The 12,326-nt window shown below is 74.7% G+C and carries 11 protein-coding genes; 7 read left to right on the plus strand and 4 right to left on the minus strand.

Annotation, left to right across the window (positions count from 1 at the left end; translation table 11 throughout):
• Positions 1–51 precede the first annotated feature (51 nt).
• From ACN6LD_RS02055 to ACN6LD_RS02080, 6 genes are all read left to right on the plus strand, one after another.
• Entirely contained in the window at positions 52–1,098 is a 1,047-nt protein-coding gene (locus ACN6LD_RS02055) for an alpha/beta hydrolase (RefSeq protein WP_319188118.1), read from the plus strand.
• A complete protein-coding gene (locus ACN6LD_RS02060; protein ID WP_445042353.1) occupies positions 1,091–2,323 on the plus strand; it encodes an acyltransferase family protein in 1,233 nt (410 codons plus the stop codon). Before ACN6LD_RS02055 ends, ACN6LD_RS02060 begins: the two co-directional genes overlap by 8 nt.
• Positions 2,324–2,333: 10 nt before the next feature.
• A complete protein-coding gene (locus ACN6LD_RS02065) occupies positions 2,334–3,890 on the plus strand; it encodes a sensor histidine kinase (RefSeq protein ID WP_445042354.1) in 1,557 nt (518 codons plus the stop codon).
• Positions 3,887–4,564: a response regulator gene (locus ACN6LD_RS02070; protein ID WP_445042355.1), complete on the plus strand. Its 678-nt coding sequence runs from the start codon at positions 3,887–3,889 to the stop codon at positions 4,562–4,564. The genes ACN6LD_RS02065 and ACN6LD_RS02070 overlap by 4 nt, the downstream gene beginning before the upstream one ends.
• Before the next feature lie 124 nt (positions 4,565–4,688).
• Positions 4,689–6,080 carry a sensor histidine kinase gene (locus ACN6LD_RS02075; protein WP_445042356.1) on the plus strand — a complete coding sequence of 464 codons (1,392 nt, stop codon included), beginning with the start codon at positions 4,689–4,691 and terminating at the stop codon, positions 6,078–6,080.
• Positions 6,077–6,745, plus strand: a complete 669-nt coding sequence (locus ACN6LD_RS02080) for a response regulator (protein WP_445042357.1) — start codon at positions 6,077–6,079, stop codon at positions 6,743–6,745. The genes ACN6LD_RS02075 and ACN6LD_RS02080 overlap by 4 nt, the downstream gene beginning before the upstream one ends.
• Before the next feature lie 301 nt (positions 6,746–7,046).
• Here the strand turns inward: ACN6LD_RS02080 and ACN6LD_RS02085 are convergent, their stop codons facing one another.
• Positions 7,047–7,313: a hypothetical protein gene (locus ACN6LD_RS02085; protein WP_445042358.1), complete on the minus strand. Its 267-nt coding sequence runs from the start codon at positions 7,311–7,313 to the stop codon at positions 7,047–7,049.
• Between the two features lie 123 nt (positions 7,314–7,436).
• On the opposite strand from ACN6LD_RS02085, the gene ACN6LD_RS02090 reads away from it, so the two are divergent.
• A complete protein-coding gene (locus tag ACN6LD_RS02090; protein ID WP_319188106.1) occupies positions 7,437–8,654 on the plus strand; it encodes a cytochrome P450 in 1,218 nt (405 codons plus the stop codon).
• Here the strand turns inward: ACN6LD_RS02090 and ACN6LD_RS02095 are convergent.
• The 3 genes from ACN6LD_RS02095 to ACN6LD_RS02105 form a co-directional block, all read right to left on the minus strand.
• Positions 8,637–8,900 (minus strand): hypothetical protein, encoded by a 264-nt coding sequence (locus ACN6LD_RS02095; protein ID WP_319188104.1) that lies wholly within the window; start codon positions 8,898–8,900, stop codon positions 8,637–8,639. The two genes, ACN6LD_RS02090 and ACN6LD_RS02095, sit on opposite strands and share 18 nt — an antisense overlap.
• 929 nt (positions 8,901–9,829) lie before the next feature.
• A complete protein-coding gene (locus tag ACN6LD_RS02100) occupies positions 9,830–11,413 on the minus strand; it encodes an ABC transporter permease (RefSeq protein WP_445042359.1) in 1,584 nt (527 codons plus the stop codon).
• Entirely contained in the window at positions 11,410–12,303 is an 894-nt protein-coding gene (locus ACN6LD_RS02105) for an ABC transporter ATP-binding protein (RefSeq protein WP_445042360.1), read from the minus strand. Before ACN6LD_RS02105 ends, ACN6LD_RS02100 begins: the two co-directional genes overlap by 4 nt.
• Positions 12,304–12,326: the final 23 nt, after the last annotated feature.

Consider the following 12,326-nt stretch of genomic DNA (forward strand, 5'->3'; position numbering starts at 1 on the left):
GCATCGGGCGGAGCAGCGGCGTCGGGTGCAACGGCCGCGTCGGGTGCAGCGGTGGCATCGGGCGGCGTGACGGCGCCGGGCGGAGCGGCTTGGGGGCGGCGCTGGGTCCGTGTCCTGCTGGCCGCCCTGGTCACCGCCGCCGTGGTCGTCCCCCTCACCGCCGCCGCGGCCCGGCCGCGTATCCCGGCTCCGGCACCCGCGGTCCTTCCCGCGGCGACCGCGGCGACGCTGGAGCGGACCTACGCCGCGCACCGGGCCAACGCCGCGCTGGCGTCCCGGATGGCCGCCGCCCACGGCGACCGTCACCGTGCGGCCGCCGAGCGGGCGCTGGCCGCCCCGTCCCGCAGACTGCTCTCCTTCGACGGCCGCGGACCCGGCCGGGCGGTCGAGGTGTTGGGGGACCTCGCGCACGCCGACCGCGTCGCCGTCCTGGTGCCGGGCTCCGACACCTCCCTGGACACCTACGAGCGCTTCCACGCCCAGGCGGCCGCCCTGCACGACCGGCTCACCCGTCGGGCCGGGCAGACCGGCCCGCCCCGATCCGGGTCCAGGGCCGGGTCCATGGCCGGATCCGGCGAGCGGACGGCGGTGGTGGCATGGCTCGGGTACACGACCCCCGGCACGATCAGCGCCACCGTGCTCACTCCGGCCCGCGCCGAGGAGGCGGTCCCAGGCCTTCGCGCGTTCCTGACCGGGCTGGCCGCGGTCACCGGCCCGGACGCCCGCGTCACCCTTCTGTGTCACTCGTACGGCACGGTCGTCTGCGGCCGCGCCGCCTCCGGCGTGGACGTGAGCGACCTCGTGCTGCTCGGCAGCCCCGGCACGGGCGCGGCCTCGGCCGCGGACCTGCACACCCGGGCGCGGGTCTGGGCGGCCCGCGGCGGCGACGACTGGGTGGCGGACGTCCCGCACGTCAGCGCCGACCTGTTCGGCACGACCGTCGGCTTCGGCGCCGACCCGCTGTCCCCGTCGTTCGGAGCCCGAGTCTTCGAGGCCGGGCCGGGCGGCCACAGCGATTACTTCAGGCCGGGTTCGGTCTCGCTGGCCAACATCGCCCGGATCGTCCTCGGCGCGACCTCGGAGGTGACCCGTGCCTGACACCCTGGAGAAGCGGCGACCCCGGCCGGCGCTGCGGCGGGCCGCCGCCCGCATCGACCGCGCCACGCCCCCGCGGCGCGACCGGGCCGTGGACGCGCTGCGGGCCCTCGCCATCCTCGGCGTCGTCCTCGGCCACTGGCTGGTGACCGCGCTCGTCGCCGACGGCGGCTCCCTGCGCGCCGCCAGCCCGCTGGCCGCCATGCCGTGGCTGGCTCCGGTGTCGTGGACGTTCCAGACGCTCGCCGTGTTCTTCATGGTGGGCGGCCATGTGGCGACGAGGAGTCTCGCCTCGGCCCGGGCCCGGGGCGTTGGCTACGCCGCGTGGCTGGGGGCCCGTCTGGGCCGCCTGTTCGTCCCGGTCACCGCGGTGGCGGCGGTGTGGACGGTGGCGGCGGCCGGCCTCCTGCTGGGCGGCGCGTCCTTCGTCACCGTGCACACCGTGGTCAAGCTGGCGCTGTCACCGCTGTGGTTCCTGCTGGTCTTCGCCGTGCTGACGGCGGCGACCCCGCTGGTGACCCGGCTGAACCCGCTGTGGCCGCTGGCGGTCGTCCTCCACGTGGATCTGGTGCGCTTCGGCCTGGGCGGCCCGGCGTGGCTCGGCTGGGTGAACCTGGCCGCGGGCTGGCTGGTGCCGTACTCCCTGGGCGCGGCATGGGCCCGGGGCGAGCTGGAGCGCCCCCGTGCGGGCTGGACGCTGCTCGTCGGCGGGGCGGTGGCCGCGACGGTGCTCGTGCGCTGGGCCGGCTATCCGGCGTCGATGGTGGGCGTGCCCGGCGCGGCCGTGTCCAACCTCAACCCGCCGACCCTGGCCGCCGTCGCCTTCGGCCTCGCCCAGTGCGGGCTGGCCCTGCTGCTGCGCGACCGACTGCGCCGGGCCATGCGGCGGCCCCTGGCCTGGGCTGCGGTGGCCCTGGTCAACCTCTCCGCGATGACGGTGTTCCTCTGGCACCAGACGGCCATGATGGCGACGACCGCGACCGCCCTGACGGCGGGCCGTCTGCCCGGACTGCACACCGTTCCCGACGGGCTGGACTGGGTCGCGGCCCGCCTGCTGTGGCTGCCGGTCTTCGGCCTGGCGCTGCTGGTGTGCTGGGCGGCCTTCCACGGGCTGGAGAAAGGGACGTCCCGTCCCCGGGGCCGCCGGCTCGGGGGTAGCCGGTCCACAGTGGTCCGCGTGCACCACCGCTCCGGCCGGCCGGAACCGAAAGCGGCCCGCAGTGCCTAGGGTTGGGCGCGTGAACGGCAAGAGGAGCAACAGGGCGCCGGTCTCCGCCGACCGCAGTGCCGCCTCGCCGTCGGCGCCGGGGCGCCACCTGCGCAGGCTGCGGCTGCCGGGGATCGTGCTGGTGTGCGGGTCCGCGCTCGGCATCGCCCTGGCCGCCACGGGGGACCAGATGGGCCAGTACGGCCTGGGCGCGGAGCTGAGCGTGCTGGTCGGGTTCGCGCAGGGCGCGGCCGTCGTCCTCGCCCTGTGGCGGCCGGGGCCCGCGTGGGGGCTGTCTTTGGCGGGGGTGGTCGTCGCCGCGGTGTCCGCCCGGCCCGCCCTGGTGGGTCATCCGCTGCCCGGTCCGGCCTGGCCGTGGAGCACCGCCCAAGTCATCGCGCACGCCGCGGTGTTCTTCCTCCTGGCGCTGCGCGTACCGACCCGGGTGTCCGTCGCGGCCCTGGGCGCCACCGCGCTGACCACCTGGGTGATCCAGGGGCTGGTCGGCGGGGCCACCTATACCTCCACCGGTATCACGGCCGTCGCGGTCTTCGCGGCCGTCGTCCTCGTCGGCGTCGCCTTCCGCGGTCTCGGCGAGGCCCGCACCCAGCTCGTCGAACAGGAGACGATCACCGCAGAGGAACGCGCCCGCCGCACCCTCCTCGAGGAGCGCAGCCGGATCGCCCGCGAGCTGCACGACGTGGTCGCCCACCACATGTCGGTGATCTCCATCCAGGCACAGGTCGCCCCGCTGCTGGTGGAGAACCCGTCCGAGGAGCTGCGGGAGAACCTCGCCGGCATCCGGCAGAACGCCCTGGAGGCGCTCACCGAACTGCGCAGGGTGCTCGGCGTGCTGCGCTCGGAGAACCCCGAGGACCCCTACGGCCTCGGCGCGTCCGGGGCCGGCGCCGCCCCGGACACCCCCCAGCCCACCCTCGACCGCCTCGACGCACTCCTGGAGAACACGCGCGCGGCCGGGCTGGACGTGAACGCCGTCGTCACGGGAGAGGCGCCCGGCTACCCGCCGGGCGTGCAGTTGTCGGCGTACCGGATCGTGCAGGAGGCGCTCAGCAACGCGCTGCGGCACGCGCCGGGCTCCCATGTGCGGGTGTCGGTCGCCCACGACGTCCGGGGCCTGTACCTGGAAGTCGTCAACTCCCGGCCCCGGGCTCCCGTACGGCCTTCACCCGGCGCGGGCCACGGGCTGCTCGGGATGCGCGAGCGGGCGGCGATGCTCGGCGGTCACGTCACCGCGCATCCCACCCTGCACGGCGGTTTCGCGGTGCTGGCGCATCTGCCGACGGAGGGCGCGGCGACACCCCGGGGCGACCTCGCCGAGCTCGACGCCCCGGACGGTCTCGAACTCACCTTCCCCGGCGAAGGTCCCGACGGGCCCGACCGGGACGACGGGCATGACGGGGCCGGGGACAACGGAGGCGACGGGGACAACGGACGCGACGGGCAGGACGAGCGCGACGGGCACGGGCGTGGCGGCCGGGACGCCCCGGGCACGGCGGACCCTCCGGGCGGCTTCGACAGGCCGGACGGCCGGTGCGCTGCACCCCCTACACGAGAAGGAAACCGATGACGACCGGCGGCACCATCCGCGTACTGATCGCCGACGACCAGCAGATGGTCCGGCAGGGCTTCACCGTGCTGCTCGACGCACACCCCGGCATCGAGGTGGTCGGACAGGCGGTGAGCGGCTTCGACGCCGTGGCCAAGGTCGCCGAACTCGGCCCGGACGTCGTCCTGATGGACATCCGGATGCCCGATCTCGGCGGCATCGACGCGACGCACCGCATCACCCTCGAGCACCCGCACATCAGGGTGCTGGTGCTCACCACCTTCGACCTCGACGAGTACGTGTACGACGCGCTGCGGGCCGGCGCGTCCGGCTTCCTGCTGAAGGACGCCTCCGCCGACCAGCTGGCCGAGGCGGTCCGGGTGGTGGCGGCCGGCGACGCCCTCCTCGCCCCGGTCATCACCCGCAAGCTGATCGCCGAGTTCTCCCGCCTCGACGACCGGCCCCGGGCTCCCCTGAAGGAGCGGATCGGTGAACTCACGGAGCGTGAGACGGAGGTGCTCGCCCTCATCGCGCAGGGCATGTCGAACGCCGAGATCGCGCGGCACCTCGTCGTCGCCGAGCAGACCGTGAAGACGCACGTGGGCCGCATCCTGGTGAAGCTGGGGCTGCGCGACCGCACCCAGGCGGCGGTCTTCGCCTACGAGTCGGGGCTGGTCAGGCCGTCGGGGTACTGAGGCCGCCCCGCCCCCGGGGCAGGGCGGCGGCGGACTCCCGGACCCGTAGTACTTGAGAGGGAGCCGCCGGAACCCCTCTCACTGGTGACGACCGCGCCCCCTCGGTGCGCCTACCGTTTTCATCGTGACCGAGACGACGCAGACGCACAGCACGCCCCCCGGCGACCCGGACGACTCCTTCGAGGCCTACCGGCCGCGCAGCCCGGAGTTCCGGGCGGCGGTGGACGCCCTGCGCGGCCTGCGGCGGGACCTGTTCCACGACGCCTTCGCCTACCGCCCGCTGCCCCGCAAGGAGAAGGCCGGCCGGCTCGCCCGCAACTGGAAGGGCCGCAAGCGCGAGTACGCGGCATGGTCGCGGCACACGGTGGTCGCTGCGGGCGGCGCGCTGGCCGCCCTGATCGCCTTCACGGACGGCGGCGGCGGCCTGCTGGGATTCCTGACCGGCCTGGTCGTCCTGGCGCCGGTGCTGATGACGCTGGTGCGGCCGGTCGGGGCGTTCTGGCTGTCGCTGGCCTCGACCTCGGCGGTCGCCCTGCTCGGCACGACGTACGGGAACTGGCCCTGGCTGCCCGGCAGCTATGTCTCCTACCTGCTGGTCCTCGCCATTGTGGCGATACGCACCCGGCCGCGCACGGCGGCGTGGATGTGGCTGCTCACGGCGGTCTACGGCTTCTTCGCCGAGACCCTCTTCGGCTGGGGCCACTACGTCACGAACACCGCGTCCATGCTGGTCTTCTCCGCGATCCTGCTGCTCGCCGTCACCGTGTGGCACATCCGCCGGCAGGCCGAGCAGGAGGTCACGGCCCAGCAGACGGTGACCGCGCACGAGCGGTCCCGGCGCACCCTTCTGGAGGAGCGCACCACGATCGCCCGTGAGCTGCACGACGTGGTCGCCCACCACATGTCGGTGGTCGCCATCCAGGCGGAGGCCGCCCCCTACCGGGTGGAGAACCCGCCGCCGGAGCTGGAGAAGGCCTTCGTGACCATCCGGGAGAACGCGGTGGCCGCGCTCACCGAGCTGCGCCGGGTGCTGGGCGTGGTCCGCGCCGAGGACTACGACGTCCCGGACGCCCCGCAGCCCACGCTCGCCGAGCTGGACGCGCTCATAGCCAATGTGCGCGAGGCCGGCCTGGAGGTGGAGAAGGCGGTCACGGGGGCGGTGCGCGAGCTGCCGCAGGGGGTGGAGCTGTCGGCGTACCGGATCGTCCAGGAGGCGCTGAGCAACACGCTCCGCCACGCGCCCGGCGCGAGCGCCCGGGTGGAGGTCGGGTACGTTCTGGGCGGGCTCGGCCTGCGGATCGTCAACGGCGCTCCGCCCAACCCGACCCTGATCAAGCCGTCACCCGGCGCCGGACACGGCATCACGGGCATGCGGGAGCGGGTCACGATGCTGAACGGCGAGATGACGGCCGAGGCGACGCGCGAGGGAGGGTACGAGGTGACGGTGTTCCTGCCGGTGCCGGCGTCCACGGAGTCCTCCTCCGCCGCGCCTTCTCCGGGCGAGGGTGGGGCATGACGATCCGGGTTCTGATCGCCGACGACCAGATGATGGTCCGCGAGGGCTTCTCGGTCCTGCTGAACGCCATGCCGGACATCGAGGTGGTGGGCGAGGCGGTGAACGGCCGGGAGGCGGTGCACCGGGTCCGCGAGCTGGCTCCCGACGTGGTCCTGATGGACATCCGCATGCCGGAGCTGAACGGCATCGAGGCGACGCGGGAGATCGTCGCCGCGGACGGCACGGCGAAGGTCCTCGTCCTGACCACCTTCGACCTGGACGAGTACGTCTACCAGGCGCTGCGCGCGGGAGCCTCGGGCTTCCTCCTGAAGGACGCCTCGGCCCGGCAGCTGGCGGACGGCGTGCGGGTGGTGGCGGCCGGTGAGGCGCTGCTCGCCCCGTCCGTCACCAGGCGTCTGATCACGGAGTTCTCCAAACTCTCGGACACCCCGGGGTCGGTCCGCGCGGCCGTCCAGGCGTCCTACGGCGACCTGACCGAACGGGAGACGGAGGTACTGGTCCTCATCGCCCAGGGACTGTCGAACGCGGAGATCGCCGAGCGGCTGGTGGTGGCGGAGTCGACCATCAAGACGCACGTGAGCAGAATCCTGGTGAAGCTGGGCCTGCGGGACCGCACCCAGGCGGCGGTGTTCGCATACGAGGCGAGACTGGTGACGCCGGGGTAACCGCCCCCCGGCGGGTCGGCGACGCCCGCAGTGCCCGCCACGCCCGCCGCAGCCACGGCGCCTGCAGTGCCCGCCGCGGACGGCGCCTGCAATGCCCACCGCGGCGACGGTGCCCGCCGCAGCCACGGTGCCTGCAGTGCCCGCCGAGCCCGCCGCGGACGGCACCTGCAATGCCCACCGCGGCGACGGTGCCCGCCGCAGCCACGGTGCCTGCAGTGCCCGCCGAGCCCGCCGCGGACGGCACCTGCAATGCCCGCCGCAGCCACGGTGCCCGCCGGGCCGGGTCGCGTCCGTCCGGGTCTCAGGCCCGGTAGTACGCGTCCGGGGGTGCTGCCAGGTCGGGGCGCTCCTCGGCGTAGCGATCGCCGTGCAGTGCCGACATGGCCCAGTGCCAGGAGGGGTCGTGGAAGACGAGCAGGCGGTACGGCTCGTCGGGCGGTTCGGAGGGATACCACCTCAGGGCCGCCGCCCAGGACTCCACGAGGCTCATGCCGCCGTACCGCCGCATGACCCAGGCGTAGGCCCGGCGCTCACCCTGCAGATGGGCGCGGTACTCGGCCTCGTCCACCGTTCACCGTCCTCCGTCTCCTTCGCACCTCGGCTCGTCGATCATCGCCGGTCTTCTCCCGTCGGGGAGCGCACGGTCAGGACCCCCTGGTCAGGACGCCGGTCCACGGGCTAGCGTCCGTCCATGGCAGCAGCTGACGACCTCTCGTTCGACCCCTGGGACCCCGCGTTCGTGGCGGACCCGTACCCGGCCTACGCCGAGCTGCGTGAGCGCGGGCGGGTGATCTACTACGAGCCCACCGGCCAGTGGCTCGTGCCAGGGCACGCGGACGTGTCGGCCCTGCTGCGGGATCGCCGGCTGGGGCGCACGTACCAGCACAGGTTCACGCACGAGGAGTTCGGGCGGACCGCGCCGCCCGCCGAGCAGGAGCCGTTCCACACGCTGAACGACCACGGGATGCTCGACCTGGAGCCGCCGGACCACACCCGGATCCGGCGGCTGGTGTCGAAGGCGTTCACCCCGCGCACGGTGGAGCGGCTGAAGCCGTATGTGCACAGGCTGGCCGGCGAGCTGGTGGACGGGCTGGTGCGGGCGGGCGGCGGCGATCTGCTGAGCGATGTCGCCGAGCCGCTGCCGGTGGCCGTGATCGCGGAGATGCTGGGGATCCCGGAGGCGGACCGGGGGCCGCTGCGGCCCTGGTCGGCGGACATCTGCGGGATGTACGAGCTGAACCCGTCCAAGGAGACCGCGGCGAAGGCCGTGCGGGCCTCCGTCGAGTTCACCGCCTATCTGCGCGAGCTGATCGCCGAGCGGCGCAAGGAGCCGGGGGACGACCTGATCTCCGGGCTCATCGCGGCGCACGACGAGGGCGACCGGCTCACCGAGCAGGAGATGATCTCGACGGCGGTGCTGCTGCTGAACGCCGGTCACGAGGCGACCGTCAACGCCACCGTCAACGGGTGGTGGGCGCTGTTCCGCAACCCGGAGCAGCTGGCCGCGCTGCGCGCCGACCACTCGCTGGCGCCGTCGGCCGTCGAGGAGCTGATGCGGTACGACACCCCGCTGCAGCTGTTCGAGCGGTGGGTGCTGGACGACATCGAGATCGACGGGGTCACCGTGCCGCGCGGGGCCGAGATCGCGATGCTCTTCGGTTCGGCGAACCACGATCCCGCGGTGTTCGCGGAGCCCGAACGGCTGGACCTCACCCGGGCGGACAACCCGCACATCTCCTTCAGCGCGGGCATCCACTACTGCATCGGCGCCCCGCTGGCCCGCATCGAGCTCGCCGCGTCGATGACGGCCCTGCTGGAGCGGGCCCCGACGCTGGCTCCGGCGGCGGAGCCGCGACGCAAGCCGAACTTCGTGATCCGGGGGCTGGAGGGTCTACCCGTCACCGTCTGACCTGCCGCGCGGCGCGAGCCCGCGGCGTCGGTCGCGTCGGTCGCGTCGGTCCTGCCGGTCGTGCAGCAGGCCGGCGACGACCGCGTGGGCGAGGACCGGCAGGGCGGCTCCCCCGAGGAACACCAGTGGGAGCTCGGTGAACACGACGCTGAGATCCATGCGCTGCTGCTCGAAGCCGTTGCCCAGGTGGATCCGCGTGCGGTCCGAGGCGAGCCACAGGGAGACGGCCGTCAGCGCGCTCGTCACCGAGATCGCGCACCCGCCGCACCCCACTGCCTTTCGCCCCATGCACAAGGGGACGCCGCAGCCTCCGGTCCGGTTCGCCGCCGGCGACGGCCCGGCCCACGGCCGCCACGGAAGCCCCGCCTCCCCCGGCCGCCGCAGCCGCTGCCCGGGCGGGTCTTCGCCGCTGCCGTGGCCGCTGCCCGGGGTTGCCACTGAGGCCGCCGTCATGGTCGGCGCCGCGGCCGCCGCCCGGCCGTCGCCGCCACGGTCCCGCAGCCGCAGCCGCTGCCCGGGCCGGTCTCCGCCGCTGCGGTGGTCGCCGCCCGGGCGGGTCTTCGCCGCTGTCGTGGCCGCTGCCCGGGGTTGCCACTGAGGCCGCCGTCATGGTCGGCGCCGCGGTCGCCGCCCGGCCGGTCGCCGCCACGGTCCCGCAGCCGCAGCCGCAGCCACAGCCGCAGCCGCAGCCGCAGCCGCTGCCCGGGCCGGTCTCCGCCGCTGCCGTGGCCGCCCGCCCGGGCGGGTCTTCGCCGCTGCCGTGGCCGCCCGCCCGGGCGGGCCTCCGCCGCTGCCGTGGCCGCTGCCCGGGGTCGCCACTGAGGCCACCGTCATGGTCGGCGCCGCGGCCGCCGCCCGGCCGGTCGCCGCCATGGTGCCGCAGCCGCAGCCGCAGCCGCAGCCGCAGCCGCAGCCGCAGCCGCAGCCGCAGCCGCAGCCGCTGCCCGGCCCGGTCTCCACCGCTGCCGTGGCCGCCCGCCCGGGCGGGTCTTCGCCGCTGCCGTGGCCGCTGCCCGGGGTCGCCGCTGAGGCCGCCGTCATGGTCGGCGCCGCGGTCGCCGCCCGGCCGGTCGCCGCCACGGTCCCGCCGCCGCTGCCGCGGTCGTCACCGTGGCCGCGGTCGCCGCCACCGTCCCGCCGTCGCTGGCGCCGCGGGCGTCACCTTGGTGGCCCGGTCATGTCGTCATGTCCCGACGTCGCAGTCCCGCCAGGCCGACGGCGGTCAGGACGAGCGCCGACAGCAGCAGGACCAGCACCGGCCCCCACTCCATCTCGTCGCCGGGCAGCTTCGGCAGGTGCGCGAAGGGCGAGAGGTCCAGGACGGCCGACGGCGCGTTCAGGGCCGGGCCGATCCAGCCGAGGAGAAGGATCGCGGCGGCCACTCCCCAGCCGGCCGGGGCCAGCCGCGGAGCCCATCCGTACAGGACGAGTGTCAGAGCGCCGACCGCCCACACCGCGGGCAGCTGCACCAGGCAGGCGCCCAGGACCGGGAGGGTCTGCCTGCCGTAGCCCGCGGCGAAGCCGAGGCCGGCCAGGAGCATGATGAGGGCCGCGCCGCCGAAGGCGACCGTCAGATGCCCGGACGCCCAGCGCAGTCGTCCCACCGCGTTCGCGAGCACGGGTTCCGCGCGGCCCGAGGTCTCCTCGCCGTGCAGCCGGAGCACGGACGCGACGACGAAGAGGGACGCGATCAGACCGAGCATGCCGATCATCGAGGCGAGGAACGCGTCCGTCAGCCCGGACCGCCCGCCCATCCGCTCGATGATCTCGCGGGCCTTGTCGTTGTCGCCGACCAGGTCGGCGGCGCCATCGGTCAGGCCGCCGTAGACGACGCCGGCGAGGAGGAACCCGACGCTCCAGCCCAGGACCCCGCCCCGCTGCAGCCGCCAGGCCAGGGCGAAGGCGCTGCCGAGCCGTCCGGCGGGGGGTCCGGGAAGGGTCGGCAGGAAGCTCATGCCGACGTCCCGGCGGCCGGCGAGGCCGTAGGCCAGTGCGCCCTGTGCGAGGATCGCCGCCGCGAACAGGCCCAGCACCCACCACCGTTCGTCCGCGAACGCCCGCAGGTTCTCCAGCCAGCCGAGTGGCGAGAGCCAGGTCAGCGGCGACGAGCCGTCGTCCTTTGCGGAGTCGCCCGCGGCCCGCAGGACGAAGGCCGCGCCGAGGGCCGCCGCCGTCAGTCCGCGCGCCAGCCGTGCGCTCTGCGTCAGCTGGGCGACGATCGCCGCGGTCGTCGCGAACAGCATGCCCGCCCCGGCCAGGCCGAGGCCGAACGCGACGGCGCCCGCCGCCCCTCGACCCGCGAGGCCCGCCGTGACCAGCAGACCCAGGGCGGCATTGGCGACGGCCGCCGCGAGCAGGGCCGCGGTCAGGGAGGCGCGCCGCCCGACCATGCCGGAGGCGATCAGCTCCTGACGGCCGCTTTCCTCTTCGTCGCGGGTGTGCCGTACGACGACGAGCAGGCTCGTCACCGCGGCGAGGGCGGCCGCGTACACGCCGACCCGCCAGGCCGTCAGCGCGCCGATCGAGTCGTCGAAGACGGGGCCGATCAGGGCGCGGAGGGAGGGGTTGGCGTCCATCTGCCGCAGCAGGTCGGCCCGGGCGGCCGGGGTGTCGTACAGGCCCTCGATGCTGGTGGGCATGGACAGCACCATCAGGGCGGTCACGGCGACCCAGACCGGGATCAGCAGCCGGTCGCGGCGGAGCGCGAAACGCAGCAGGGTTGCGGTGCCGGTGAGTTGGGGGGCGGCGAGGGTCGTCACTGTGCCGTCTCCTGGTAGTGCCGCAGGAACAGTTCCTCCAGCGTCGGCGGAGTCGACGTCAGCGACCGCACGCCCGACGCGCTCAACGACCGCAGCACGGCGTCGAGTCGGGCGGTGTCGACCTGGAGACGGACCCGTCTGCCGTGCACCTCCAGGCCGTGCACGCCCGGCAGGTGCGCCAACCCGTCGGGGGCGCCCGCGAGTTCGGCGGTCACGCTGGTGCGGGTCAGATGGCGCAGGTCGGCCAGCGAGCCGGTCTCCACCGTGCGGCCCTTGCGGATGATGCTGACGCGGTCGCACAGCTCCTCGACCTCGCTGAGGATGTGGGAGGACAGCAGGATCGTCCGGCCCCGGTCGCGTTCCTCCGTCACACAGCGCTGGAAGACCTCCTCCATCAGGGGGTCCAGGCCGGACGTCGGCTCGTCCAGGATGAGGAGGTCGACGTCCGAGGCGAACGCGGCCACCAGGGCGACCTTCTGGCGGTTGCCCTTCGAGTAGGTGCGGCCCTTCTTGGTGGGGTCCAGTTCGAAGCGGTCGATCAGCTCGGCGCGGCGGGCGGCGTCGAGGCCGCCGCCGCGCAGCCGTCCGTACAGGTCGATGACCTCGCCGCCGGAGAGATTTCGCCACAGGGTCACGTCGCCGGGCACGTAGGCGATGCGCCGGTGCGCCTCGACCGCGTCCTTCCACGGGTCGCGGCCGAGGATCTGCGCGGCGCCCGAGTCGGCGCGCAGCAGGCCCAGCAGGACGCGGACGGCGGTGGACTTGCCGGCGCCGTTGGGGCCGAGGAAGCCGTGCACCTCCCCGGCCTCCACCTCCAGGTCGAGCCCGTCGAGCGCGTGGGTGCGGCCGAAGGACTTGTGCAGTCCGGACACCGTGATGGCCTTCGTCATGGAGCCGAACGTACGCTTATTTC

The sequence above is a fragment of the Streptomyces sp. SAS_272 genome, assembly GCF_052543235.1.